The following is a 23,969-nucleotide window of genomic DNA, read 5'->3' on the forward strand; positions in this document are numbered from 1 at the left end:
CGGTCTTGTAGAGGAACCACAGTCTTTCAAAATCTTTTTCGCTAAACATAATCTTTCAAGTTTTAAGTTTAGCACGAAGGTATGGGAAAGAAACATGCTAGTCAATACGCCAATTTTGGAAGCTTACTCTTGGCAGAAGCGGTTGTTCCAGTTGGAATGGCTATCTCTGCCTTTTTGTTAATTATCTGTTAATTTCGGGGATAAGGGTTACTTTAGAGTTACGATTTAGGGTTACTTTTTATTCTCGAAATTGTCTTTTTGGCTAGAGTTTAGGGTTACTTTAGGGTTACCTTTTAACACTTTTAACGCGATTTCAAAGCAAGAAAACTACATAGTGAACACTCAGTGAACGCAAAAAACATAGTTTAAACATAGGAAAACTACATAAAAATGACATGTTTGTGTTTGTATAGGTTATTGTGCAAATAATTGTTATATAAGGGGTTATAGTTGGTCATTATCAGCGAATTATGTATTTTTGAGGTAGAAAAATGCGTGTGAGGGCGCAAATTGTTGAATTTTAAAACGAATTGTATGAGTGATAATAAAGAATATAATGTATCATTTGAATTTGAAAACATTACAGCTCTCACTTTAGATGAATTTCTCGAAAAAGTGAGAACTATAACAAATGATGGTGCCGAAATCTCCAATATTGCTGCTGTTGTAGTAACAAAGACTATTTCAAACCCTTGAAAGACTTCAATATCTGTTCTTGTAGGGCTTTACTTATAGCTTGCTGGCATTTGTTGATGGTATCTTTGCGAAAATTTTCACAACAACATGAAACATTGAAACCATTTAAAGAAAATGTTACTTTCGGATGTTCTCCATGTACAGGGCATTTAGTCTTTTCTATGTCTGACTTTATGCCTTTTTCCATATTCAAAGGTAATCTGCTCATATTATTCGATATATTATTTTTGAAAGTTATTTATTAGAGTTTCTATTTCCATTGCGTAATGGTTCATACTTAATTCTTGAAGTTTATCCTTTATTTTAATACTAGTTTCTATTAACTGATCTGTCCTTTTATCCTTTGCTTTCTGCGTTTTCAGGCTTAACTGCTCATCTTTCAACTGTCTGCTGTATCTGGAGAAAAAAGAAATATACAGTTCTGCTATAAATTCTTTTGTTACATACTTTTTGGGGTCTTCCAACACATGAATCTGGCATGTGGTTATCTCTCTATTATAATATAACCCCATATACAATTCTAATCCTTTTTTTATTGTGTTATCTATATTGCCAGCTTCTAGTGCTGCCTGATATACTTTTAAAAGTTCAAGAAGGAATTCGAGCCTGCTTGTAAAAACATCATATTTCTTTGTGGTTTCCAATACATACACAGTCTCCATGATCTGTTTTATAGTAGTATGTTGAACTAAGGACATAGTTTTACGTTTAGCCATCTCTTTTTCATAGTTTTCTCTATATTTCTTCATGTATTTTGAATTATAAAAAGAAATAGGCAACACTAATAAAGAAATAATATATGATGCAACAGACTGCCAATATTCACCGTCCGACCATGCAGCTATACCTATGAGGAAGAAGAATAAGAAACCTAATACATATAAACCAATTACTAAACATCCCATATTATTCTAGTCTTATAACGCCAATTACTAAGGCGATGTGATATATCTTGTTTATTGATAATTCAAAAGGATCGTATTCATGGTTATCTGAGACCAGAAGTACGTGTTCTTTGTCAGATCCGGGCTTAAGTCTCTTTATTAACGGGCCTTGATCTGTATCCAGAACATAGACTTTGTTCCACTGAAAGAAAAGATCTGTCATAGGAAGACGTTTACAAGCTACTATATCTCCAGGCGAAAATCGAGGGTGCATGCTTACTCCTTTCACTCCTATAAGATAGTCTGCTCCTTTGAATGCCGGCACTACATATCTTTCGCAGTCACATTCTAACACCTGACTTTCTGTGGTGAAGGCTCCTGCCATTGCGGAGATTGGTATTAATGGTATTCCTTCATTCGGATTGTCGGTATGATGGGCTACAGAGATGGATGAATCTTCATCAAGAAACATACTTCCTTCTCCTGTTAATAACCAAAATGAATTTATATCGAAACTTCTTACGATTTTTTCAAGAAAATCAGCTTTAGGCATAACACCATTCCTATAATTACGAATATTTGCTTCACTAACACCTGTTTTTGAGGCTAATACAGTGTTTTTCTTATCGCATAATTTGTCTACAATCAATGTTATTCTATCACCTATTGTTTCGCTCATAATTAAAAAAAGTTCGGTTTATCGAATTTTGTTTCTATTTTATTTGCTTTTCTCGAAAGTAGTTTCGATATTTGTGCCATGATTAAATGAAACACGCGCCAAATTTAGCGAAAAATTTTAATACTATTAGAAATATGGAACAGAAAACAAGACAGAAAATCGAAGCAAATGCAGCACTTAAGGCTCAGCTCGCAAAAAATTTCGGAGTTACAGTACAATTTGTCAGCCAGGCATTGCTTTTCGGCAGGAACAGTGATAAAGCTAAAAGAATACGCGAAGCTGCACTGAAAAGCGGTGGTGTACTGCTGAATATTACAGTGGCTGATGCTCCTCAGAAGATAGTGAAAGTATTAGACAGTCACGGAAATGTAAAACAGGTAATTAACCAATAACAAGATATTCCATTATATAGCCGTAGTGGTCTGTGAAGATAGGTGCGGCTCCTCATTCAAAAATCAAGAATCATGAAGACAATACACTACTTACTTATACTGGCATTGGTGGCACTGATTAATGCCAGTATTCACGGAACGGTGAATCTGGTTATAATGATAATTCTGGTTATAGCGATGATTCCTGTAGCAGGCAGAATGGATAAGGAGGCCGGACAAAAGAAATGAATAAACAAGCAGTTCGCGGATCTGTGCTTTTTCAGGATAACAAACATACAATTACTAGCTCATATTTGGTTATTAGGTTAGAGTTTAGATAGGTAACAAGGTAAAGAGACACAGACGGCCGCAAGCCGGGTTCGATTCCCGGAACTGCACTATGTATAACGAATAACACGGAGGATATAATGGAATACTACGATGACAAGCTGTGTATCAGCTATGACGACCTTACGAGGAATGATTCTCCGGCAGGACAACCGAGCGATGCCATAATGTCGCCAAGCAATTACAAGAAGCTGGCTGCGACAAAGCAGATTAATGTGGTGAGAGCCGGAAAGGGACTCAACAACTACGCTCTTATAGAACTTGAAAGTCTGCCTGAGAGATTCCGTGAGAGAATCAGACATAAATATCCGCAAGGCTCGAACATGTATCTGCACAGATATTTCGACACGTTCTACGAGGTGGACACGGCAGCCAGAGAGTTCTATTCCACTGAGGTGTTCAAGGCCGATGGGGCGAATATAAGCCCGAAGGTGCAGAAGGAATACACTATCAACGCAAGCGTTCTCAATGCAATAATCAAGTTCACCGAAAACAAGGCGATGATGAAAAAGGCAATGGGCAGCAAGCTGAAATGGGATGAAGTGGTGGAAGCTGTAGAATACTTCCGTACCAAGGTAGGACACACGTTGCCGGCTTCAAGACTTCAGGATACTCTCAGGAAATATAAGGAAGGCAGCTATGCTGCACTGGTATCGAAGAAGTACAACAACCAGAGTGCACGCAAGGTATCGGTGAATCTGGAAAGACTGATACTTGCCATTGCGGTACAGGACAACAGCCCTTTCAACTCAATGATAATGGAACAGATCAATGCCTTCTTTGCAGAGGAAATAGATGTGGTAGATACCACTATAGGCGAAATGTTCAACCCTCAGGACTTTTACAAGAATGGAAAACTAATCACAATAAGTCGGGCAACCGTCTGGAACTATATCAATAACCCCAAGAACAGAGTAATAATAGAGAATATGCGTCAGGACTGGACAAACTTCAATCACAGCATGAGGCCGCACATGAGGCGAGCCAGTGCCTTCTTCTCATTCAGCAAGATTTCGCTGGACGACCGTAATCTTCCACGCAAGACACACGGAGGAATCCGTCCGAAGGCTTACTACGCTTACGATGTGGCAAGTGGCTGCGTAATAGGTTACGCTTACAGCCGAGAGAAGACAGCAGCACTGTTCATCTCCTGTCTTCGCAATATGTTCAGGGTTATCGACCGCAACGGCTGGAACATGCCGGGCGAAATTGAGGTGGAAAACCATATAGTAAGCCAGTTCAAGGACACATTCATGGAGCCTGGAGTAATATTCTCTTTCGTCCGCTGGTGTGCTCCTACGAACTCTCAGGAAAAGAGAGCGGAACATTTCAACCGTGCGAAGAAATACTCAGTAGAAAAGAAGAATCATGCAGGAATCGGTAGATGGTGGTTAAGGCTCAGCGCAAATAAGGTGTACGACCAGAAGGTCTTTGATGAAAAGAACAACACATACGTCGACAAGAAAACCTACGATTATGAGGAACTGATAGCCGACGACATGGCAGACATTCAGGAATACAACAACATGCTGCACCCCAATCAGAAGCTCTATCCGGGCATGACACGATGGCAAGTGCTCTGCAACAACATGAATCCTGATCTGCGGCCTATGGACAAAAGAACACTGTACAGATTCATTGGTGAGTGTACTTCCACATCAGTCAACCGTAACAGTTGCGTCCGTGTTCAGTACCGCGACTTCTGGCTGAGCAGTCCTGAAGCTCTGAGGCGTCTTGATCCGAACAACAATAAGGTGAAAGCCTATTACCTTCCAGACGAACAGGGCAACTTCAATGAGGTGTATATCTACCAGGACGGCGACTATATCGACACTTGCAAGTACATAGGTGAATACAACGAGGCTCAGATGGAACGCACGGCTGACGATGAAAAGATATTCCTCGAGCAGCGCAAGTACATCAGCAAGTTCGACAAGATGGTGAAGGACAACAAGCCGACACGGGTACAGATTATATCTGCCGAGCGCAAACAGGCCATTGAGCAGCTGGAACAGGAAGAGGTTAAGGCAGTACAGTTGCCGCCGGAAGAAGAACCGAAATACGACTTGCCACGCAAGGAAGAAAAGCAAGATCCGTATGACGAATACGAGTTATACCTTGACTTGGACTACATAAGCCAGAAGGCGAAAGCCGATTTATAACCGTTCAAAGATCGTTCAGCGAACGTTCAGTGAACACCTTTTAAACGATTCATTAACTTAAAAAATTATAGATATGGAACTGACAAAAACACAGAGAGACAGAATTTTCGATGCGGTAAAGGAAAATCGCAAGAACTACGATAGCGATGCGAAGCACGCCACAGCATTAGGACTCAGCAAGGCTTATTATTCATCAATCAAAAATGGAGAGACTGAGCGTGTATCAACGGCCACACTGGTAACACTGGCAAGACGACTGAATGTTTCCCTTCGTTCGGAAATGGAATGGAAAGCTGCCGAAACTCCTGTATATACATACATCACCCAGCAGCTTGAATACTGCCAGCAGAGCAGCCTTAGCGGTCTTCTCTGCGATGTTCCCAACATCGGCAAGACTTTCACCGCAAAGGCATACGTTCGCACTCACAAGAACGCTATATACGTTGATTGCGGACAGGTGAAAACAAAGATGCGTATGATACGCCACATAGCAAAGGAATTCGGGGTAAATTTCAACGGCCGCTATGCAGATGTATACGATGATCTGGTCTACTACCTGAAAAGCATTGAACGTCCTCTTATCATCCTTGATGAAGCCGGAGACATAGCATACGAGACCTTTGAGGAACTGAAAGCCCTTTGGAATGCTACCGAACACTGCTGCGGATGGTTCATGATGGGTGCCAACGGATTGAAGAAAAAGATACGTTCAGGTATGGAGAGAGAGACGAACAGTTATGAAGAGATGTTCAGCAGATATGGCGGCAAGTTCAACCGTATCACTCCTGAAGATATGAAGGAGCGCGCTAAGTTCTTGGAAGCTCAAAGCTACATGATAGCCAAACTGAACCGCCCTACTGGCTGCGATATACGACAGATAATTAACAGAGCCGGGGGCAACCTTAGAAGAGTCTATACAGAAATCGAAAAAGAGGTGCTCAATGGAAAAGAAGACTAAGGAACGGAGCAAGAGAGCCTATTCCCCTTCGGAACTCATGAGAATGAAACGCCCCGTCATGGATTTTGAGGGGAAATGGGAACAGGCTTTCGGCCGTCCGGCTACCACAGGACTATGGATAATATGGGGCAACAGTGGAAACGGCAAGTCTTCGTTCACTATGCAGCTTGCCAAGTATCTCTGCCGTTTCGGCAAGGTGTTCTACAATTCCATTGAGGAAGACAAGGACAACACCTTTATCAAGATGCTGGAACGTAACGAAATGTGGGAGGTAGACAAGAAATTCTTCACTTGCAAGCTGACTCTTGAGGAACTGGAGGCACGAATGAACGCACCACGCAGCGAGCAGATATACATCATCGACAGTTTTCAGGCAGGCGGCTTCACTACCAAAGGCCCCAACGGCTATCAGGGGCTTGTAGACCGTCACCCCAACAAGCTGATAATCTTCGTTAGCCGTGCAGACGGAAACAAGCCGTTAGGCCGAAGTGCAGTGAACCTGATGTATGATGCAGCGGTGAAAATCTGGGTGGAAAGCTTCAAGGCATATTGCAAAGGACGATTCAGTCCGAAGCCGGGAGTCTTTTATACGATATGGGAAGAAGGGGCGGCGCGCTGCTCCGGTGGAAACAATAAAATCAATGACGATGGCAACAACGAGTTTACCGATACCGAAATGGATGATCAAGAAGATGCATGCGATGTACCATCAGCATGGGCTGAATGAAGACACATACAGAAACATGATTACAGGGCTTACAGGCGGACGTACAAACAGCACGAAAGACCTTACAATCGAAGAAGCGAAAAAACTGATGGACTATATCTCAGGCAAGGACGAAAGCCGGGAATACAGCCTGAAAAGACAGCGTTCGGCAGTATTGGCAAGGCTTACCAAGTTAGGGATAGACACAACGGACTGGAACCGTGTAAATGCCTTCCTGGAAGACAGCCGTATAGCCGGAAAACCGTTCTACAAATTGACATACGATGAACTTATCAATCTTATAGCGAAACTTGAATCAATCATTAAAAAGGGGAAATATGGCAAAAACAATCACTGACGAATTATGTGACAGAATCAGCGACATACTTGATGAGCTGCCACGAATCACGAAAAAGATTGATTCCCTCAACAGCCAGATACTTAAGGATGGAATCAGCAGCAAGGAAATGACGGATATCATTCGCGAACGCTCTATTCTCATTGAGAAACGCAGGGCATTGGAAGCGGAAGCGAAGACAATGTATAGAGTGAAACTGGAGGAAACTCACGAAGTGGAACTATATGGAGGAATAGCTAACCAACAATTTTCATAGTTATGGACGAGATTACACAAAGAATTGTAAATGAGTTGCACAGTATTGTTGCCCAACGTACCCCAGATGAAGCCTACTTTCTGTTAGACCAGATTATAGCAGAAGCACAGGACCTACAGATAGAATGCTCAAAGATGCTTGTCGCATTTGCCGACAATGCAGACGATGATGAATAGTTTTTTTGATATAAGAACAGAAGTATGGAAATAATAACAGAACCTATGCCGGGAGTACCCGGGCGATATGTAGATTTTCTTGGATTCAACAAGCAGGAACTTGAACTTTCAGGCGACATTATAATCAAGGCTTTGGAAAAAGAGCTTGAAAAGGCTGAAAAGAAGTATGAATATTACAAGGATATACAAGAGTCTGGCGAAGCAACTACAAAACAACAGACTATGTATTTCGAGTATGAAGAGAAAGTAAACAAACTGGCTGACCTATTAACAGATTTCAGACATAAAAGAAAATGTATCAAGTATTAACCTTTTAAATTATTAGTTATGGATTTATCAAAATTGACACAGGAAGAAAGACGTGCATTGAAAGAACAATTAATGCAGGAAGAAAAAGCAGAAGCAGCAAGAATCGAAAACGAACGTAAGGCCTACAAGGAATTAGTAGACGCTACAGTAGTTAGTTGTGCGAAAAAGCTCATGGCATTGTCGGCAGAGATGCAGAGGGTGAAACAGGAAGTATTCCAGGAATGCACCTCACTCATCAAGACAAAGAATGAGCTATTCAAGACCAAAGGCGACCGCAAGAGTGACACCTTTACCACTTCGGACAACAAGTACAGTCTGAAACTTGGCCAACGTACTAATGAAGGCTGGGACGATACGGTAGATGCCGGACTGGAGAAGATAGAGGACTTCCTTGGCTCTCTGGTATCAGATGATAAGAGTGCTGCACTGGTATCTACAATTCGCCGCCTGATGGCTAAGGACGCAAAAGGCAGTCTTCGTGCAAACAAGGTGCTGGAGCTTGAACAGCTTGCGTCGAAACTCAACGATGAGACACTGAACGAGGGTATCAAGATTATCAAGGATGCCTACAAGCCTGTGCCTTCCTGCCAGTTCATCACACTCGAGGTCCGCGATGATGACGATGAGGGCAAGATGAAGAATGTACCTCTTAGTATTTCGGCAATGTAAAAAAGCCGAGCACGTTTAAGTAAAACCTGACCGTCCGTCTTGCAAAAGGCGGCGGTCCTTTAAAAAAAACTATATGATAGACACAAAAAAGACAATTATAATACTGATGATTATATTCGGCATTTTCATTTTCCCTTGGATAATAGCTGGGTTTATTCTTCAGATAGTATGCAGAATAGGTACAGCAATAGGTTACCTTATGTGTTTCAACAAAATATCTGCGAAATATGAATTAGACGAATTAATCTCAGATATAAACGAGATATGGAAAAACTTGACAGAGAGATAGGCGAAGAGTTCCAAATAGGCGAACGCACCTACAGAGTTGATAAGGCAGAAGAAGGCAATATATGTGCCGGATGCGCCTTTGAAAATATGGAATGCTACAAGAATCTTCGTGTACTGGACTTTACAGGCTGCTGCACCGAGGATATACGAACAGACAAGGAGAATGTAATTTTTAGAGATATAACAGATAAAAACGAATAATTATGATGCACAATTGGTTTACATGCAAAATCCGTTATGAAAAAGTTGCAGAAAACGGAATGAATAAGAAAGTAACAGAACCTTATCTTGTAGATGCCCTCAGCTTTACAGAAGCAGAATCAAGAATAATAGAAGAGATAACACCGTTCATCAGCGGTGAGTTCACTGTATCAGATGTGACAAGAGCCAACTACAGCGAGCTTTTCTTCTGTGACGAAGAATCAGCCGACAAATGGTATAAGTGCAAGCTCTATTTCATTACTCTTGACGAAAAGACCGGAATAGAGAAAAAGACAGCAAGCTATGTACTTGTACAGTCGGCTGACATTAAAGATGCAATCAAGAAACTCGATGAAGGGATGAAAGACACTCTTGCCGATTATGAGATAGCAGCCGTTAGCGAAACTGCAATCATGGATGTATATCCCTATGTAGCAGATCCCGATGTGAAACCTGAATTTAAAGAAGTACAGAACAGATGACACCGAAAGAACAGGCGACACTCAAATTCAAACGTGAGAGATGTAAGTACGGAGACTGTTGTAAATTGACATGTACAAGTGAGTGTAAAGATGATGTAGCAGCTTACCTTCAGGCTGATATATTCAAAGCCGGATGGGATGCAGCAATGAATCTGCTTAAGCATACAGCCTTAGATGATGCAGTAGATATTATTTTGAACAATAAAGAAGAAGAATAAATTATGGAACAGAAATCATACATACACAAAAAGATATGCCTTTGTAAAAAATGCTCAGGTACAGGCGTAGAAGTCTTTTACGCAAAAGACGATGTAAGACAAGAATACCCTCTGCAAAGGAAATGCCCTCAGTGCAACGGCACAGGCAGAGTGATAGTATCAGGCGAAAGAATTATCAGTATTGAGCCATATGATCCAGGACTACCAGCAACAACTGTTTAAGCCTCGCAGAGTGGCGGTCAAGATACACTACAGCGCAATGAGCCAGTTCTGCTATCTGTGGGCAGTATATGACCGCCCTTGCGACTTCAAGGTGCAACGAAGCAAGCATAACCCCGAATATCTGGGTGTCTGCTTCAATGTAGAGAACAACGATACGGCAGACCTCATAAGAGCGTTGCCGGATAAGATTAGAGGAGCTGAAATTATTGATTTATAATATGAAAACATTTTTGATAAATACAGGCGGTCACGATTGGGAAAAACAGAATATTATTACCCATGGAGTGAAAAGATCATACGATGTGTACAAATGTAAGGAATGCGGCATCACAGGTAAATCTTACAGGCTTGGTACAATTACTATACGAGAATCTGATGTTAAGAAGATGCAGAAATGTAAGCCAAAGCTAAAATTAAATCGTATTATGGTGACAAATTGCAAGGCCTTTGGGACGCAATTTGCAAATATAAAACCAGGAACCAAACATGACATAGTTTCACCTCCTCCCGGTGAGGACAACAAGCGTGGTGAATGGGTAATGGGAGTCAGTGAACCAGTGCTACTATTGGCAGGAGAATTTATTTATATTGAAAAAGATTAGATTATGATTCAAGAATATAAAATCGGAGAAGTCTTTCAAATTAACGGACTTACATTAAGATGTGAAAAAGCACACAAGAAGTGCAAAGGTTGTTTTTTTATACGAAACAAAGAATGCTTAATTAGACATATGGAATCCAATACATGGAGAAGCAATACTCACGGAGTTTGAAAATAGATTGAATAAAGTATGACGTACACACCTGGCAGAAAAGAGTGAATTCCATACTGGAGAAAGCCAAGGCAGCCCGCTATAACGATTAAGATACCAGCTCAGGGATAAGTCCAGTATCAGTGCTGCCAACATATCTGCATACCTGGCCGCCAAATTGGAATTGCAGGACATACGTTAAAAGCCCCGACAATTAAACAGCTTTGTCGGGGCTTTCTTTTGATTAGAGTAATTAGGTATATGAATTATATAGAGTTGACTGTTTTGCGATTACAGGTTAAATGTGTATTTTTGTAAAACAATGCAGCTGCCAACTGCCTTTTAATCCATTTTTGCCATGAAACGAGGAAGAAGTCAGACTCTTATAGAGGAAAGAAATCAGAAGATAGCTGAGATGTACCATCAGCTTGAACCCCAATTACGCACTTATTCGGATGTTGTGAAAGCATTGTCGCGTGCCTTTTTTCTGTCGGAATACCGCATACAGGCTATTATCCGTCAGATGATACGCAACAATACTTTTGTAGCAGGAGAGCCTATCAAGAAGATGAAAAAGACACGCAAGCGCATAGGTATTGCACCTATTCAGGTGAGTGTGCAGCTATCATTATTTTAATGATTTTGCAGCAATCTTGATACCAGGACTTACCGGTTGAAGATTTTCAGTGATATATTCGCTTACAGCCACGGTATAGAGGGATTCATACACCTTTATGCCGTGGTTTTGTGTATAAAAACGGCTGGAGGTGCGGATAAGTTCCTGACCTTCGTATCTGTGGCCCTGCAATAGCAGATGCAACTGTTTGCGCAGTTCCGAACGTTCACGGATCTTATCTACAGTGCCGCTTCTGTAATGGGTATCATCGTAGCAGTCCAGGATAAGTCGTACGCGTACTTGCAAAGTTCCCCTCTGGCTAATGCCTTCCACGTTGCTCCAGCTGCAATCTGCTGCATCAATAAGGCATGCAGGATATGTAATTGGATAGGTGTCTCTGTCGGTCATGTCTATCATTTCCAGTTGGCCGTAGTCTTCGTCCACTGTTCCCCAATTCGGGAAAGCATTTCCTATCAGCTCAACGAGTTGTTCCAATATTTCTTCCATAATCGTCTATGAATTTTTTGAGTTCGTTGTAAATGATGTCACTTATCTTTTTCGTCAGAACAGGGTGATTGCCCATGAAACGGCGTTTAGGCATCCGTATCTGGCTGCCTTCTTGCTTGTGAGCCATTGCCAAGTAGAACTGTGCTTCACGGCTAAGTCCTTGATTGCGCTTGTTCTTGCCGAGCTTGCCTTTCTTCGTCCTGCTCATGCTTCCTTTAGTCTCAATGAATTTAGCCATGAAGTACCGTTTCATTTTTGCCGTTACAGTAATTGTGCCGCCGTCATTGTGTATGGCTGCATATTCTACAGGGTTTCTTATAACTACCCTTCCGGGTGTCTTGATGTCCTTCTCAAAAGAGCGCATCAGATGACTTGATCTTGATTGCAATGTACCGTACTGACCTCTTGCACCGTTGAAAGACAGTTTCCTTCTTATCGGTTCTTGCCATGTCTGACCAAAGAAGCCGCCTTCCGTAAAGTTGTCTTTAAACATATTAACAGCAGTAGTTCCTACCTTGACAGGCAATACACGCCTTTGCAGATGCAGCAATGCGTTTACTGCCTTCTTCACTTCCTTGTTGATATTTGGTGCGCTCATTTCTTTACTTTATTAATCATTCTTTCTATCATTCCTTTGATATTTTCTCCTAATTTATCTCTGCCAGGTCCCATATATGCCGCGAATGCCTCTGCAAAGAATTCATCAACATCAGTTGTTGCGTAATATCCTAATTCCTGCAATTCATTTACTCCATTAACTGTTTTTCCTGCTTTAACCTGAGTATCAATAGCATCAGATTTCATGTTGTATTGATACATCAACTTATGACCTAATTCATGGTCAATTACATTTCTTACCAGGTCTTCTACACTTTCTGTAGAATCGTATTTGATGCCTTTTTTTCTATATTGTTCAAGTTTCTGCCAAATCTTTTCAGGGTGTGAAAGTTTAGCCAGATTAAGATTCAGACTGTTATCGTGGTCATCCCATGATGCTATGGCGTTACTGTTTGATGGCTTGCCGATATTGTGGAACTTAGGAATGTTGAATTGTTTCATACGAATATTCAACTGATCCAATATCTTTTCAAAAGTTTCTTCTTCACTCTTTTTAGGAACAATAGATACTGATTCTGCTATATCATATTCAGCAATATACTTCTTATAATCAAAGCTATTCTTTTTATTCTGCTTAACAGCCTTTTCCGCCGCTTTCTTCGCCCCCGGATAAGCCTCTGTATAGTATGGGTGCGAATCGCTGAACAGTTTGCCGTCATCAGCAGGATTGTTGTCCAGTCCCGGCTGTGAAGGAATAGGCTTGAAGTCCGCTACTGCTTCAGTAGTAGCCGGCTCATCAGTCTGGCGCAGCGAACACTTGCAGTTCCACCTGTCACCGGGACGATGACTCTTCCAAAACGGATGATCAATCGGCAGAGTAAGTTTCACACGCCAGTACTGCTTATGGTATTGGTCAGGATTGGGCGAAGTGGTAGGCATCCATCTTACATTAGGATATACGTCCTTTTCGTCCTCAAACTGTAGCCAGTCTGTCGCCTGGTGTGCACGCAGTACGGCAGTGTCATACTCTGTCTGTAGCCAACGGTTGCAATAGTGATCGGCAATATCCTCGATATCACGTTTCCACTTGTCAAACGGCTTAAGCTGTCCGTTTTCATCAACCATACGAGCAGCCATATCGTTCTGCATTCGGTGTACCTTGAAGGCAGAGAATACCTCATTGTTATACTTCAATTGCTCCAGAAATCTTTCCATGCGTGGCGGTGTCTTCTTTGATGCAAGCACACCGGCAACGGCAGCTTCATTGAAGATACGCAGCATCTCTTCAAAGGCATCACGCTGAATGTCGTCTTCTAAATTTAGTCCGTCATAGATGGACTGCAGAGCCTTAGTCAGAACTTCTGCACTGAAGTTGATCCCCGTTTCGGCTTCGTTGCGAGGGTACTTGCCGCTACATGCCGGGCAGTCATGTGAGTATAACTCATTCATCAGAATTCTAAAGCCCCGCTTTTCTTCGGGGCTAGTCCGAAAAAACTCATCATCTTGTTACGCAGTTCCACTTCTTCCTTATTCCTTGGCTTTTCGAGTGCATTTGCCATCTGTTCCTGTAGCTTTCGGTTCGCTTCCTCTTGTGCCGTTATCTCAGCCTTCAGTTCCTCGTAGTTGTCCGGCTTCTCTATCTTCAGGATTCTATAAAGATAGTCGTCAGAGATAGGCAATCCCATAGCCTTAGCCTTCTGGATAACGTCTACCTGTTTGTTCGGATCCAGTTTGATGGTTTCCACATAAACGAACTCACCGCCTTCAGTATTGATGCCGAGGTTGGAGAATATCTCTGTCATTTCGTAGTTGAGCACGTCAAGCACGAAATCACGGTCGTCCTCCTTGATTGCATTTTCTTCGTCCTGATGCACCGTTCCGAGAGCCTGTGTTCCTGTAGCCTTGCTGTCAGTAGTAAGCGTATTACCGAGGACACGCACGGACATTTCCGTGTTGCACGCTTCCTTGAATGTGTTGTATAGGTCTACAGTTCCACTCTTGTTGCTTGACTCAATGATATTGAGTGATGATTCCTTAGGGTGTATATATACGGCATTTCCGCCTTGAGTGCGTGCGTCCTGGATAAGTCTCTTGCGTGCTTCTTCGTCTCCGGCATCGTATGTATATTCACGTATCGGCATACCGAATATCTGGCAGAACTGCGCCCAATCGCCGAAGTTGCCGCGCTTGTACAGCACCATCGGTACAAGTTCGGCAAGCATACCGAGTCCTCGAGGATCATCGCAGACTACAAGTGTGTTGGGCCATGCCTCTATAGGCACACCTTCGTTATCACTCTGCATCTTCAATATCTGACGGCGTACAGGGTCATAGTGCTTGTAGGGTATGTTTTCGTAGGTTATCCAGCCTTTATCATCCTTGAAAAACTGGAAAGCTGCAAAGCCCCAAAATTTGGACATAAGCACGTCCTTCACGAACTTGCGGAACCAAGGCGAACGTATCTGTCGGTTCACTGCTTCATCCGGCTTTCCGTCACGGCGGAACTCAACCGGAATACGCGACACACCGATAAGTCTTTTATTGATGATACCTGACAGCCATAAGTCTAGCAGTGCCGATTCATACATATCGTACAGGCGTACACGGCTGTAGAAGTCGATACTCTTTGCAGCTTCAAGGCTGTTCATGTATGTACGCATGTCGAACATGAAGAGTTCGGGCATTTGAAGGATTATGTCGGGTTCGGTATATCGGAATCCTGTATCTATTTTTGTACTCACGGAGCGGCCGAGCATGCCACCCTGAGTTATTTTTCTATTTTTCTTTTTTCTGGCCATAATGATAATTATTGAGTGTTCACCAGGCGTTCAGCGAACGTTCAGTGAACGGTTATTGAACAGTTAAAAATGGGTAGCACGAAGTTCATTACTTTCTATCTGCCACGGGCTGTTGTCCTTCTGGGTATCTACAGGAAGAAGCGGAGCACCTTCTATGCTTGCCAGGTGATCGCGTACTTCCCTGAGAAAATCCATAGCATCCTTGTAGCGGTCTTCCCTTGTCTTCGACATCTTGTAAGGGTTGTGCTGGCAGAATATCTCATATACTGCTATGTCTATGCAGACTTTCAGTATAATGACATTGCGCTGGTCGCCCGTTGCGGAAAAGATAGCGTCACAGTCGTAGCGGCTGCTTATCAATGCCCTTACGGTGGCGATTGCTCTGTTTTCGCATACTTCTATAGTCGCACTGCTTCCGGCATCTTCACGGAGCAGCGAATCTAGTATTTCACGATGGATCGTAGCATCGTAGTCAGTTACTTGGATAAAGTTGTTCATAGCTCATTGAATTCTTTTTCAAGTTCTTGAATTTGTTTTTCTAACTTAAACGAATAATCACTAATAAAATTGCCCAAAAGAGTACTGTCCAAGGTCACGTCATTAGTTCTTGAATTATATGAATATTTGATGACTCCACCATTCATAAATCCTACTTCCATAAGTTCTTGTTTATGCTTTCTGTAATATTCAAGTGCATGTTGAATAGCTTGTGCTTTTTTATAAAGTGTTATATCCATGACTTTTTAATTTAGATTAAACTTCTTTTTTCATAATTCCTACTCATTCTGAAATTATTGTTTTCCTGTAAATCCTCATACGAAATAGTGGTACCGGGTTCAAGTTCCTTCATCTTGCTGTCTATTACATTGTTTCCACCTTCCACGCAGTCAGGCCCATCGGCAGGATAAGGAAGTGACAACTCGAACATCTTGAACTGGTCACGTAGTTCTATCATCATAGGGTTGTCTTCTTCTTCCGTATTGAAGATAAGCTGGCCGTTGCGATCGAGCGGTTCAAGGTTCGCCTCAATACGTGTAGCCTTGTCTATCTTGTCACGGCCGTCACCTATTATATAGAGATTATCCTTTTTGCGCTCGTTTGCCTCGCGGATAAGCGGCTTGAATACCTGTTCAAAGAAAGGGTCTTGAAGACTGTTGTTTTCCTGGTAACAGTAGACGGTAGTCTGCTGGCCTACATACTGCCTGAGCAGATAGAACCACTCAATATACTCTGCATTCGTCACACGGCCGATACATGCCTTGATAACGTACAGTACGCCTTTCAACTTGCCGAGCAAGCAGACAGCCTTAGTACTTGATGCTTTGTTCTTTGTATTCGAATACGCAGGATCACCATAGATTATAACGAACTTGAACTTCTTCAATGACGGAATCTTGCCGAGGGCCACATTCTTGAAAACCTTTCCTTCAGTCACAGGATTGTTCATATACTCGCCCTGGAACGATGCGTTGCTGATACTCTTGCGTATTCTTGCAATAGCTTCAGGAGTATTCTTTTCGGGCCATGTACTGTTACCGTCTTTGTCTATCAGGTTGATTATATCCCAATGGTCGGCCATTTTCCCGGCACGCGCCACGCACGTATCTTTTGCAATAATATTACCGCAGAACACTATTAGTGTAGGTTCGCTGACGGATCGTGTAGGATAGAGAGCCTTTTCCCACCACTGCCATTTCTTTTCCAGCGTATCCGGATTTCGGCAATCCTTGTCAGTATCGTAGTCATCCAGGAGCAGCACGTCCGGACGAATAGATTCATTACGGCTACCACGGGGTGCGTTTCCTGCACCAATGGCTGTAAATGATGCACCGCCTTTCGTGATGAATTCCGAGTCTGTCCAGTTGCCGATATTCATCTGTTCACCGTAGAATGCCTTGATACGGCCGTTGCCTTCGAAATTAGCCTTATAGGGTCGTAATAGCTTGATTGCGCTGTCTTCCGTAGCTGATGCAAGGATTACGTTCTTTTTCTTTCCAGTGAGTGTCAGGTACATCACGCAGAACATCACGATGGTACTCTTGGCGTTCTCACGGCTCCAGGAAAGTACCTCGAACCATTCATCGTTATTGATAATCCTTTTGATAGCCTTTATCTGGAATTTGGCGAACTCATACTTGCAAAACTTCGGAAAGAAGTACTTAATCCACTCTATCAGGTGAGCTTCCAGGTATGCACGTTTCTTTGCCTTTTCAGCTTCACTCATATTCACCTCTACCGGTGTGGCATTCTTTATGTCCTGGACATACAGTTGCCACTCCTTAATCTTCTGTCTTTCTTCAAGTGTAGCCATTACTTAATCTGTTCTTTCAGGAACAAGTCCCAATATTGTACATACTCTTTCGCCTTGTCAAGATCTACACGCCTTAGCCATTCGCCGAAGCGCATACCCACACTGATAATGTCACTGATACCCACATCAATCTCCATATTCTTGATGGTTGCCGAGAGTTTCGCCATTGCGTCAGCTTCTTTTGAGTTGGCGAATCGTTCCTTCGGTTCACGTTCAAGAATGATGGCATTGATGTTGTTGAGCTGCTGATACAGTCGCTTTAATATCTCTTCACGGGTGACACTCATACCTGCCTTCAGGTCATCCCAACCTCCTTGTTTTGCCCATCGGCTGATAGTCTGCCGCTGCGTACCTACCTTCTGCGCAATTTCCTCGTAGGTGAACGAGCCAAGCAGATAGATATCACGCGCCAGGGCTTTCTTCTGATCACTTTTTAAATCTGCCATAATTGATAATAATTGTTTGCCCAAAGTTGATATATAATGTGTTGATACACAATTGTGAGTGACATGATGCCACTTTAATGTTGCATCATGAAAATGCCGTTTCGAAACCTTTTGGAGATTGCGGAAATTTGCATCAAACGAAAGGCAAAATGGCAAAACAATCATTCTTCAAAAATCAGATAAATGCCGACGGCAGTGTAAAGATTCTGCTATACGGCGATATAGGCTTCGGCGAAGGAGTCGACAGCGGGCGCGTTGTGGCTGAGGTAATGGAGTTGGCAGCTGCATACAATCGCATGGAAGTACATATCAACTCACGTGGCGGCGATGTGTTTAGCGGAATGGCTATATACAACGCCCTACGCGAATGTAATGCTGACATATCTATCCACGTGGACGGTGTGGCGGCAAGTATAGCAGGAGTAGTGGCACTGTGCGGAAAGCCTTTGTACATGAACAGATACAGCCGCCTGATGATTCACCGTGTTAGCTCAGGCGGCTGGGGCAATGCGGAAGATCTGCGCAAACAGGCAGACCTATGCGAACAGCTTGAAAACGATATTGCCACGATGATAGCGGCAAAGTGCGGCAAGACTGCCGATGATATAAAGGCTCAATATTTTGACGGCAAAGACCACTGGATTAATGCTACTCAGGCAATGGACTTGAAGATGATAGACGGCATTACAGGTGATGATGCAGCAGCTTCACAGCTTAGCGAAAATTCTACAACGGACAGTATATACAACTTTTTTACTAACCGCCTCGAATCCGAGGCACAAAACCAAAGAGAAATGGCATTGATAGACGAACTGAAAAAGCGTTCAGGATTCGCCAACATGGCGACCGAACAGGAAATGTTGCAACACATTACCACACTGGAGAATCAGGCGGCTAAGGTTCCTGCGATGGAAGCGAGGGTGACAGAGCTTACCAACCAGATTACGGCTATGCAGAAAACAGCACACGAAGCCTTCTTGAATCAGGCAGTGGCAGAAGGACGATTGACTAAAGAACAGGTTCCGGTATTCCTTAACCTTATGGCAAGCGACGAAAAGAACACTCGTGCAGCCATTGAGGCTTTGCCGAAACGCACAGCAAGCGTGAACGCTTATTTGACTGGAGATAATCCGGGAGGAGCCGCTAATGACCTTATGCAAATGTCTTGGGATGAAATCGACAAGGCAGAGAGACTTGCCGAGTTGAAAAACAACTATCCTGACTTGTACAAAAAGAAGTATAACGAACGATTCAAAACCAACTACTAATTATGGCTATACAAAGAGAGATTTGGCAAGCCCTTATCGTAGAAGGGCTGTTCGCTGACAACTCATTCATGAGCAAGGCAGTGAACGATGACATGTATGTAAACATGGGTAAGAAGGTACACATTCCGAATGCAGGCGCGCCGAGTAAGGTAGAAATTGACCGTTCAACAATTCCGGCTACTGCCAAAAAGCGTACGGATGTAGATGTAGAATACACGCTGAACGAACTGACTTCAGATCCTATCTATATCCCTCATGCGGATACTGTAGAACTGAGCTACAGCAAACGTAACAGCGTAATCAGTCAGGACCGTGCTGAACTGATTGAAAAAGCTTCAGAACAGATGTTGTATAACTGGTCGCCTGATAGTAATCATTTTGTTCGCACAACAGGAACCAAAAAAGTGACTGCCTACACACCGTCTGCTACAGGCAACAGAAAGGCTCTGGTAAAAGCTGATGTGCTGTCACTTATGACCAAGTTCAATGCGGACAATATCCCTCATAATGACCGTTATCTGCTGCTTGATGCATACATGTATGCACAGTTGCTTGACGATTTGACAGAAGGCGACCAGCGTGCGTTCTTTGCATCTGCAGATGCACAGAGAGGTATTCTGGGAAAGCTGTTCTCATTCAACGTAATGCAGCGTTCTCAGGTGCTCAGATACGCAACTGGAGGTACATTGGCAAAATGGAGCGCAGGAGGAAACACTGATGATAATGCTGCCGGTCTAGCATGGCATGTAAATTCTCTTTCACGTGCGATGGGAGAAGTCAAAATGTTCGACAGCATGGATAATCCTCTGTACTATGGTGACATCTATTCTTTCCTTGTTCGTGTTGGTGGTACTATCCGCCGTAACGACAAGAAAGGCGTATATGCGCTGGTACAGGATGCATCTGAATAACAGGAGGACCGCTTATGGCATTACCTAAGATTTCGATTAAGTTTTTGAACGGCCAGCTGGGTACCGTCTCTGCAAGCCAGGACGGGCTGCTGGCTCTGGCTTGCGGAGCTGAAGCAGTGGACTCTACATTCGTACTTGGCACTCCTTACAAGATTTATCGTACTGAAGGCTTGACAGCTCTAGGCATTAAAGCTGAGACTACCGACAATGTTCAGCTATATAAGCATGTCAAGGACTTCTACAGCGTTGCACCTGAAGGAACGCCGCTTGTCATTGTAGGTTACGACAAGACGAAGACTATGACAGAGCTTTGCGACAAGACCACAGGTGAACTGAAGACTCTGCTACAGAAGCAGAAAGGCGAATTGCGCGGTATCATAGTATGTCGTGATCCCGATACAGATAGCCCTGTTGTTACAGAAGGTCTTGACCCTGATGTCTTCACGGCTTTGCCAAAGGCTCAGGAGCTTGTGAAGTATGCAGCTGACAACCTCTATGCACCTATCTTCGTTGCACTGGAAGGACGTGCGTATAAGGATGCTGCAACGCTTAAGGACTTGAAGGACGGAACGGACAACGGTGTATGTATTGTTATCGGTGATACGAAGACAGGCAGCAAGGCAGCCGCTATGGGTTTGTTTGCCGGAAAGGTGGCTATAGCATCGGTGCAGAGGAATATCGGCCGTGTGGCTGACGGACCAATAGGCCCTACAGTAATGTATCTGGCAGACAAGAAGGTGGAGGACGTGATGGACGATATAGCGACTATCTATGACAAGAGATATATCACTCCACGCACATACGTAGGTCGTAGCGGATATTATTATACAGACGATAATATGTGCTGCAAGGCTACTGACGATTACGCACAGTTGGCTAATCGCCGTGTTATCGACAAGGCTTTCCGCATAGCATACAATACTCTGCTTGACTTGTTGCTTGACGAAATCTATGTACAGGAAGATGGTACCATGCAGCCGGCAGTTTTGAAAAGCTGGCAAAGCACAGTGGAACAGGCCATCAATACACAGATGACGGCAAGAGGCGAACTTTCGGCAGATACGGCTGCAGGTGAAAGCGGATGTGTATGTATCATAGATCCGAAACAGAATGTATTGGCAACATCTACAATCAATGTAGTACTTAAGGTGCGCCCGTTTGGGTATGCGAGACAGATAAAAGTTGAATTAGGATTCCAGGTTCAAGCTAAGTCATGAAGAATATTATCAATACAAAGGAGTACGAATGGTCTTCGGTGAAGTCCATCGTAGGCGGACGACTGGCTACCGGTCTGCGAGCCGTGAAGTACACGAAGAAGCAGGAAAAGGAAGCTCTATATGCTACTGGCGACAAGCCTCATGCCATTCAGCGTGGGAATAAGAGCTATGAGGGTACTATCAGTCTTCTTCAGTCGGAACTGGAAGCTCTGGAACTTGCAGCCGGCGGTGATGCCCTTGATGTTCAGATGGACATCGTTGTCAGCTATGGTAATCCTCTTAAGGGTGATACCATTGTGACAGACTTGATTAAGGGCGTTGAGTTCACCGAGATACCGAAGGGAATGAGCCAGGGAGACAAGTTTGCCGAAATAGAACTTCCATTTATCGCAATGGATATTGTAAACGGATATATATAATCAAAATTAAAACAATATGGAATTTTCAAAGGAGAAAATAGACGAAATCAAGAAGAAACATGGCGGTGCATTCGTCATAGAATGTGACGGAAAGAGTGCTTTGCTTCGCAAACCGAATAGAAACGATATGTCATATGCTCTTGCGGCAAGCAACGGTGGCAAAGATGCAATCAAGATGAATGAAGCCTTCCTGAACAATCTTTGGGTAGAAGGAGATGAAGAAATCAGAACTGAGGATTCTTATTTCTTCGCGGCATCGGAACAGCTTGGCGACATCTTCGAAAAAAGAGTTGCATCGCTAAAAAAGTTGTAGAAGCCGCCAGAGGAAAGGAGACGGACAACTGGATAGGCTACCGTGACAATATGCTGCGCTACTATCTGCATATAGACCCAACGACATTGACAGACGAACAATGGGCAGAAGCTTTTTCGCAACTGGCTGACATACGCCAGCGCGAGGCCGAAGCAAACAAGATGTAAACGATATGGCTAATATACTGGAATTCATAATCAACATACAAGGCAAGCAGAATGGAGTTGTACAACAGGTGCAGCGAATCCAGAATAAGGTGGACGATACCGACAGATCTGTGCAGAAGTTGAACGGGCGTTTGTTCGGCTTGAAATCGGCCTTGATGTCCTTGCCGGGTGCAGAGTTCTTTACGAATCCGATAGTGGCTATATCGGCGGCTACAGGTGTCATAGCGAAAATGGGTATGGATGCGGATAAGACGGCAGTATCATTCGATGTGTTGTTAGGCTCGCAGACAAAATCGGCTGAGATGCTCAAGGAGATGAACCGTTATGCTGCTGATTCTCCTTATAGCAGATTAGGCGTACAGGAAGCTGCAAAAACCATGCTTGGCTTTGGCGTAGAGGCAGATAATGTCATGAGTTCTCTAAGAGTGCTGGGTGATATTGCAATGGGTGACAGCGAGCGTTTCAAAGGCCTTGCACTGGTATTCTCTCAGGTAGCGGCAGCCGGAAAGCTGCAAGGGCAGGACTTGTTGCAACTCGTGACAAACGGATATAATCCTCTCATTGATATATCAAAGCTGACAGGCAAGTCTGTTGCTGTGCTCCGTGAAGAAATGTCACAAGGTAAGATATCGTTTGACCTGATGCGCCAGGCTATGGTACTGGCGACTTCCGAAGGTGGCAAGTATTATAAGATGAATGACAAGATAGCCAAGACACCTTTTGGAAGATTCGGACAACTTGCCGACCAGGCAAAAGATACACTTATTTCTTTGTATGGAGTTATAAAACCGTTGCTTATACCCAGTTTCAATCTTTTGAGTAATATTCTTACAGCTACAGAACCTGTTATTGAATTTATGAAGACAGGTGTAGAATGGCTTGTAAGCAATTTTGAAAGATTGCAGCCTATTCTGATAGGTGTAGGTGCAGCATGGGCGACTTACAACGGCTATATGTTCGTAAATACAACGATACTGAAAGGCTGGACTATTGCACAATGGGCACAGGTAACTGCGATGATTGCGGCAGAGAAAGCACAGAAATTGCTTAATCTGGCAATGTCTATGAATCCTGTAGGCTTGATAGTGGCAGGGATTACTGCACTTATCGCTGTGTTGGTGGTATGTTGGAATAAATTTGACGGCTTCCGTGCAACAGTGAAAGCCACTTGGGACGTTGTTAAAGGTTTTGGTAATATCCTCAAAGAGTATGTTGTGGATAGAGTCAAGGAGATTATCAGCGGCTTAGGCTCAATGGGTAAAGCTATATCCAAACTCTTCAAGGGTGACTTTAATGGAGCATGGAAAGCTGCTCAGAAAGGTGCGAAAGATATTGTAGGTTTTGATTCTGCAAAAACTCTTGCCTCCAAAACTAGCAGTCTTGGTAATCAGATTCCTCAGTTCTATCAGCAAAGACTATTGGCTGAAAAGGCAAAAGGCATATCTGATGCCAAAGCAGCTGGGGGCACTACTTCCAAAACGTCTTCCAACGTATACACCCCACCTACCGATGAATCCGGCAAAGGATCTGAATCAATCGTTACAGGCGGCACACGCAACACTCAGATTACGATGAATATAAACAAATTCTTCGATTACCTGAACGTAACGATGATGGATAAGGCCGATACAAAGGAGATACAGAGAATAGTTCTTGAATCAATCAACCGTAGCCTCGAGATAGCTACATCAGCAGCAAGATGA

The 23,969-nt window shown here is 43.3% G+C and carries 34 protein-coding genes; 24 read left to right on the top strand and 10 right to left on the bottom strand.

Annotated features, from left to right (window positions below; translation table 11 throughout):
• Together H3001_RS19310 and H3001_RS12140 are read left to right on the top strand one after the other, a co-directional pair.
• On the top strand, nucleotides 1-181 hold a 181-nt coding region (locus H3001_RS19310; RefSeq protein WP_219915875.1), incomplete at its 5' end, for a hypothetical protein.
• Nucleotides 182-534: 353 nt separating this feature from the next.
• Nucleotides 535-696: a hypothetical protein gene (locus tag H3001_RS12140; RefSeq protein WP_181215065.1), complete on the top strand. Its 162-nt coding sequence runs from the start codon at nucleotides 535-537 to the stop codon at nucleotides 694-696.
• A gap of 221 nt (nucleotides 697-917) precedes the next feature.
• On the opposite strand, the gene H3001_RS12145 is transcribed toward H3001_RS12140, so the two are convergent.
• Both H3001_RS12145 and H3001_RS12150 read right to left on the bottom strand, forming a co-directional pair.
• Nucleotides 918-1,601: a hypothetical protein gene (locus H3001_RS12145; protein ID WP_181215066.1), complete on the bottom strand. Its 684-nt coding sequence runs from the start codon at nucleotides 1,599-1,601 to the stop codon at nucleotides 918-920.
• 1 nt (nucleotide 1,602) lies between these two features.
• A complete protein-coding gene (locus tag H3001_RS12150; RefSeq protein WP_181215067.1) occupies nucleotides 1,603-2,259 on the bottom strand; it encodes a S24 family peptidase in 657 nt (218 codons plus the stop codon).
• Between the two features lie 134 nt (nucleotides 2,260-2,393).
• Between H3001_RS12150 and H3001_RS12155 the strand changes: the two genes are divergently transcribed.
• From H3001_RS12155 to H3001_RS12230, 16 genes are all read left to right on the top strand, one after another.
• Nucleotides 2,394-2,651, top strand: a complete 258-nt coding sequence (locus H3001_RS12155; protein ID WP_181215068.1) for a hypothetical protein — start codon at nucleotides 2,394-2,396, stop codon at nucleotides 2,649-2,651.
• Between the two features lie 72 nt (nucleotides 2,652-2,723).
• On the top strand, nucleotides 2,724-2,879 hold the full coding sequence (locus H3001_RS12160; RefSeq protein ID WP_181215069.1) for a hypothetical protein: 156 nt from the start codon (nucleotides 2,724-2,726) through the stop codon (nucleotides 2,877-2,879).
• A gap of 179 nt (nucleotides 2,880-3,058) precedes the next feature.
• Nucleotides 3,059-5,140 (top strand): hypothetical protein, encoded by a 2,082-nt coding sequence (locus H3001_RS12165; RefSeq protein WP_181215070.1) that lies wholly within the window; start codon nucleotides 3,059-3,061, stop codon nucleotides 5,138-5,140.
• Between the two features lie 73 nt (nucleotides 5,141-5,213).
• Nucleotides 5,214-6,098, top strand: coding sequence for an AAA family ATPase (locus H3001_RS12170; RefSeq protein ID WP_181215071.1), 885 nt, complete (start codon nucleotides 5,214-5,216; stop codon nucleotides 6,096-6,098).
• On the top strand, nucleotides 6,082-6,825 hold the full coding sequence (locus H3001_RS12175; RefSeq protein ID WP_181215072.1) for a hypothetical protein: 744 nt from the start codon (nucleotides 6,082-6,084) through the stop codon (nucleotides 6,823-6,825). Before H3001_RS12170 ends, H3001_RS12175 begins: the two co-directional genes overlap by 17 nt.
• Nucleotides 6,800-7,162, top strand: coding sequence for a regulatory protein GemA (locus H3001_RS12180; RefSeq protein WP_246368580.1), 363 nt, complete (start codon nucleotides 6,800-6,802; stop codon nucleotides 7,160-7,162). The genes H3001_RS12175 and H3001_RS12180 overlap by 26 nt, the downstream gene beginning before the upstream one ends.
• Nucleotides 7,143-7,418: a hypothetical protein gene (locus tag H3001_RS12185; protein WP_181215074.1), complete on the top strand. Its 276-nt coding sequence runs from the start codon at nucleotides 7,143-7,145 to the stop codon at nucleotides 7,416-7,418. The genes H3001_RS12180 and H3001_RS12185 overlap by 20 nt, the downstream gene beginning before the upstream one ends.
• 2 nt (nucleotides 7,419-7,420) lie before the next feature.
• Entirely contained in the window at nucleotides 7,421-7,594 is a 174-nt protein-coding gene (locus H3001_RS12190) for a hypothetical protein (RefSeq protein WP_181215075.1), read from the top strand.
• Nucleotides 7,595-7,618: 24 nt separating this feature from the next.
• Nucleotides 7,619-7,903, top strand: coding sequence for a hypothetical protein (locus tag H3001_RS12195; protein WP_181215076.1), 285 nt, complete (start codon nucleotides 7,619-7,621; stop codon nucleotides 7,901-7,903).
• Between the two features lie 18 nt (nucleotides 7,904-7,921).
• Complete coding sequence (locus H3001_RS12200) at nucleotides 7,922-8,572, top strand: DUF3164 family protein (RefSeq protein ID WP_181215077.1); 651 nt, start codon at nucleotides 7,922-7,924, stop codon at nucleotides 8,570-8,572.
• Between the two features lie 264 nt (nucleotides 8,573-8,836).
• A complete protein-coding gene (locus tag H3001_RS12205) occupies nucleotides 8,837-9,061 on the top strand; it encodes a hypothetical protein (RefSeq protein ID WP_181215078.1) in 225 nt (74 codons plus the stop codon).
• On the top strand, nucleotides 9,061-9,543 hold the full coding sequence (locus tag H3001_RS12210; RefSeq protein ID WP_181215110.1) for a DUF4494 domain-containing protein: 483 nt from the start codon (nucleotides 9,061-9,063) through the stop codon (nucleotides 9,541-9,543). Before H3001_RS12205 ends, H3001_RS12210 begins: the two co-directional genes overlap by 1 nt.
• On the top strand, nucleotides 9,540-9,761 hold the full coding sequence (locus H3001_RS12215) for a hypothetical protein (protein WP_181215079.1): 222 nt from the start codon (nucleotides 9,540-9,542) through the stop codon (nucleotides 9,759-9,761). Before H3001_RS12210 ends, H3001_RS12215 begins: the two co-directional genes overlap by 4 nt.
• A gap of 181 nt (nucleotides 9,762-9,942) precedes the next feature.
• Nucleotides 9,943-10,200: a hypothetical protein gene (locus H3001_RS12220; protein ID WP_181215080.1), complete on the top strand. Its 258-nt coding sequence runs from the start codon at nucleotides 9,943-9,945 to the stop codon at nucleotides 10,198-10,200.
• Between the two features lies 1 nt (nucleotide 10,201).
• Entirely contained in the window at nucleotides 10,202-10,585 is a 384-nt protein-coding gene (locus H3001_RS12225) for a hypothetical protein (RefSeq protein WP_181215081.1), read from the top strand.
• Between the two features lie 508 nt (nucleotides 10,586-11,093).
• A complete protein-coding gene (locus H3001_RS12230) occupies nucleotides 11,094-11,372 on the top strand; it encodes a hypothetical protein (RefSeq protein ID WP_181215082.1) in 279 nt (92 codons plus the stop codon).
• Here H3001_RS12230 and H3001_RS12235 read toward each other — a convergent pair.
• From H3001_RS12235 to H3001_RS12270, 8 genes are all read right to left on the bottom strand, one after another.
• A complete protein-coding gene (locus H3001_RS12235) occupies nucleotides 11,364-11,858 on the bottom strand; it encodes a hypothetical protein (protein ID WP_181215083.1) in 495 nt (164 codons plus the stop codon). The genes H3001_RS12230 and H3001_RS12235 overlap by 9 nt on opposite strands.
• On the bottom strand, nucleotides 11,830-12,456 hold the full coding sequence (locus tag H3001_RS12240) for a phage virion morphogenesis protein (RefSeq protein ID WP_181215084.1): 627 nt from the start codon (nucleotides 12,454-12,456) through the stop codon (nucleotides 11,830-11,832). The genes H3001_RS12235 and H3001_RS12240 overlap by 29 nt, the downstream gene beginning before the upstream one ends.
• Nucleotides 12,453-13,865: a hypothetical protein gene (locus H3001_RS12245; RefSeq protein WP_181215085.1), complete on the bottom strand. Its 1,413-nt coding sequence runs from the start codon at nucleotides 13,863-13,865 to the stop codon at nucleotides 12,453-12,455. Before H3001_RS12245 ends, H3001_RS12240 begins: the two co-directional genes overlap by 4 nt.
• Nucleotides 13,865-15,157 carry a phage portal protein family protein gene (locus H3001_RS12250; protein WP_181215086.1) on the bottom strand — a complete coding sequence of 431 codons (1,293 nt, stop codon included), beginning with the start codon at nucleotides 15,155-15,157 and terminating at the stop codon, nucleotides 13,865-13,867. The genes H3001_RS12245 and H3001_RS12250 overlap by 1 nt, the downstream gene beginning before the upstream one ends.
• A 120-nt stretch (nucleotides 15,158-15,277) precedes the next feature.
• Nucleotides 15,278-15,712, bottom strand: coding sequence for a phage protein Gp36 family protein (locus H3001_RS12255; RefSeq protein WP_181215087.1), 435 nt, complete (start codon nucleotides 15,710-15,712; stop codon nucleotides 15,278-15,280).
• Nucleotides 15,709-15,951 carry a hypothetical protein gene (locus H3001_RS12260; protein WP_181215088.1) on the bottom strand — a complete coding sequence of 81 codons (243 nt, stop codon included), beginning with the start codon at nucleotides 15,949-15,951 and terminating at the stop codon, nucleotides 15,709-15,711. Before H3001_RS12260 ends, H3001_RS12255 begins: the two co-directional genes overlap by 4 nt.
• An 11-nt stretch (nucleotides 15,952-15,962) precedes the next feature.
• A complete protein-coding gene (locus H3001_RS12265; RefSeq protein ID WP_181215089.1) occupies nucleotides 15,963-17,525 on the bottom strand; it encodes a hypothetical protein in 1,563 nt (520 codons plus the stop codon).
• Nucleotides 17,525-17,971, bottom strand: a complete 447-nt coding sequence (locus H3001_RS12270) for a terminase gpP N-terminus-related DNA-binding protein (protein ID WP_181215090.1) — start codon at nucleotides 17,969-17,971, stop codon at nucleotides 17,525-17,527. Before H3001_RS12270 ends, H3001_RS12265 begins: the two co-directional genes overlap by 1 nt.
• Nucleotides 17,972-18,120: 149 nt before the next feature.
• Here H3001_RS12270 and H3001_RS12275 point away from each other — a divergent pair, with 149 nt between their 5' ends.
• The 6 genes from H3001_RS12275 to H3001_RS12300 all read left to right on the top strand — a co-directional run bounded on the left by H3001_RS12275 (nucleotide 18,121) and on the right by H3001_RS12300 (nucleotide 23,969).
• Entirely contained in the window at nucleotides 18,121-19,239 is a 1,119-nt protein-coding gene (locus tag H3001_RS12275; protein WP_181215091.1) for a head maturation protease, ClpP-related, read from the top strand.
• A 2-nt stretch (nucleotides 19,240-19,241) separates the two neighbouring features.
• A complete protein-coding gene (locus H3001_RS12280; RefSeq protein WP_181215092.1) occupies nucleotides 19,242-20,150 on the top strand; it encodes a hypothetical protein in 909 nt (302 codons plus the stop codon).
• 14 nt (nucleotides 20,151-20,164) lie between these two features.
• Entirely contained in the window at nucleotides 20,165-21,367 is a 1,203-nt protein-coding gene (locus H3001_RS12285) for a DUF2586 family protein (protein WP_181215093.1), read from the top strand.
• The gene (locus H3001_RS12290) at nucleotides 21,364-21,786 is read left to right on the top strand and encodes a hypothetical protein (protein ID WP_219915877.1); all 423 of its coding nucleotides are present in this window, start codon (nucleotides 21,364-21,366) and stop codon (nucleotides 21,784-21,786) included. Before H3001_RS12285 ends, H3001_RS12290 begins: the two co-directional genes overlap by 4 nt.
• Before the next feature lie 16 nt (nucleotides 21,787-21,802).
• Entirely contained in the window at nucleotides 21,803-22,099 is a 297-nt protein-coding gene (locus tag H3001_RS12295) for a hypothetical protein (protein WP_181215094.1), read from the top strand.
• Nucleotides 22,100-22,271: 172 nt separating this feature from the next.
• On the top strand, nucleotides 22,272-23,969 hold the full coding sequence (locus tag H3001_RS12300; protein WP_181215095.1) for a tape measure protein: 1,698 nt from the start codon (nucleotides 22,272-22,274) through the stop codon (nucleotides 23,967-23,969).

The organism is Phocaeicola faecicola (assembly GCF_013618865.1).
Taxonomy (GTDB): domain Bacteria; phylum Bacteroidota; class Bacteroidia; order Bacteroidales; family Bacteroidaceae; genus Phocaeicola; species Phocaeicola faecicola.

Bases quoted from the DNA above. Each gene is read 5' to 3' on its own strand.
- H3001_RS12150 (WP_181215067.1), bottom strand. From the start codon at position 2,259: ATGAGCGAAACAATAGGTGATAGAATAACATTGATTGTAGACAAATTA.
- H3001_RS12280 (WP_181215092.1), top strand. From the start codon at position 19,242: ATGGCTATACAAAGAGAGATTTGGCAAGCCCTTATCGTAGAAGGGCTG.
- H3001_RS12300 (WP_181215095.1), top strand. From the start codon at position 22,272: ATGGCTAATATACTGGAATTCATAATCAACATACAAGGCAAGCAGAAT.
- H3001_RS12255 (WP_181215087.1), bottom strand. From the start codon at position 15,712: ATGAACAACTTTATCCAAGTAACTGACTACGATGCTACGATCCATCGT.
- H3001_RS12225 (WP_181215081.1), top strand. From the start codon at position 10,202: ATGAAAACATTTTTGATAAATACAGGCGGTCACGATTGGGAAAAACAG.
- H3001_RS12145 (WP_181215066.1), bottom strand. From the start codon at position 1,601: ATGGGATGTTTAGTAATTGGTTTATATGTATTAGGTTTCTTATTCTTC.
- H3001_RS12140 (WP_181215065.1), top strand. From the start codon at position 535: ATGAGTGATAATAAAGAATATAATGTATCATTTGAATTTGAAAACATT.
- H3001_RS12160 (WP_181215069.1), top strand. From the start codon at position 2,724: ATGAAGACAATACACTACTTACTTATACTGGCATTGGTGGCACTGATT.
- H3001_RS12285 (WP_181215093.1), top strand. From the start codon at position 20,165: ATGGCATTACCTAAGATTTCGATTAAGTTTTTGAACGGCCAGCTGGGT.
- H3001_RS12295 (WP_181215094.1), top strand. From the start codon at position 21,803: ATGGAATTTTCAAAGGAGAAAATAGACGAAATCAAGAAGAAACATGGC.
- H3001_RS12155 (WP_181215068.1), top strand. From the start codon at position 2,394: ATGGAACAGAAAACAAGACAGAAAATCGAAGCAAATGCAGCACTTAAG.
- H3001_RS12170 (WP_181215071.1), top strand. From the start codon at position 5,214: ATGGAACTGACAAAAACACAGAGAGACAGAATTTTCGATGCGGTAAAG.
- H3001_RS12175 (WP_181215072.1), top strand. From the start codon at position 6,082: ATGGAAAAGAAGACTAAGGAACGGAGCAAGAGAGCCTATTCCCCTTCG.
- H3001_RS12275 (WP_181215091.1), top strand. From the start codon at position 18,121: ATGGCAAAACAATCATTCTTCAAAAATCAGATAAATGCCGACGGCAGT.
- H3001_RS12180 (WP_246368580.1), top strand. From the start codon at position 6,800: ATGTACCATCAGCATGGGCTGAATGAAGACACATACAGAAACATGATT.
- H3001_RS12265 (WP_181215089.1), bottom strand. From the start codon at position 17,525: ATGGCTACACTTGAAGAAAGACAGAAGATTAAGGAGTGGCAACTGTAT.
- H3001_RS12190 (WP_181215075.1), top strand. From the start codon at position 7,421: ATGGACGAGATTACACAAAGAATTGTAAATGAGTTGCACAGTATTGTT.
- H3001_RS12260 (WP_181215088.1), bottom strand. From the start codon at position 15,951: ATGGATATAACACTTTATAAAAAAGCACAAGCTATTCAACATGCACTT.
- H3001_RS12215 (WP_181215079.1), top strand. From the start codon at position 9,540: ATGACACCGAAAGAACAGGCGACACTCAAATTCAAACGTGAGAGATGT.
- H3001_RS12270 (WP_181215090.1), bottom strand. From the start codon at position 17,971: ATGGCAGATTTAAAAAGTGATCAGAAGAAAGCCCTGGCGCGTGATATC.
- H3001_RS12185 (WP_181215074.1), top strand. From the start codon at position 7,143: ATGGCAAAAACAATCACTGACGAATTATGTGACAGAATCAGCGACATA.
- H3001_RS12200 (WP_181215077.1), top strand. From the start codon at position 7,922: ATGGATTTATCAAAATTGACACAGGAAGAAAGACGTGCATTGAAAGAA.
- H3001_RS12195 (WP_181215076.1), top strand. From the start codon at position 7,619: ATGGAAATAATAACAGAACCTATGCCGGGAGTACCCGGGCGATATGTA.
- H3001_RS12235 (WP_181215083.1), bottom strand. From the start codon at position 11,858: ATGGAAGAAATATTGGAACAACTCGTTGAGCTGATAGGAAATGCTTTC.
- H3001_RS12230 (WP_181215082.1), top strand. From the start codon at position 11,094: ATGAAACGAGGAAGAAGTCAGACTCTTATAGAGGAAAGAAATCAGAAG.
- H3001_RS12240 (WP_181215084.1), bottom strand. From the start codon at position 12,456: ATGAGCGCACCAAATATCAACAAGGAAGTGAAGAAGGCAGTAAACGCA.
- H3001_RS12290 (WP_219915877.1), top strand. From the start codon at position 21,364: ATGAAGAATATTATCAATACAAAGGAGTACGAATGGTCTTCGGTGAAG.
- H3001_RS12205 (WP_181215078.1), top strand. From the start codon at position 8,837: ATGGAAAAACTTGACAGAGAGATAGGCGAAGAGTTCCAAATAGGCGAA.
- H3001_RS12245 (WP_181215085.1), bottom strand. From the start codon at position 13,865: ATGAATGAGTTATACTCACATGACTGCCCGGCATGTAGCGGCAAGTAC.
- H3001_RS12165 (WP_181215070.1), top strand. From the start codon at position 3,059: ATGGAATACTACGATGACAAGCTGTGTATCAGCTATGACGACCTTACG.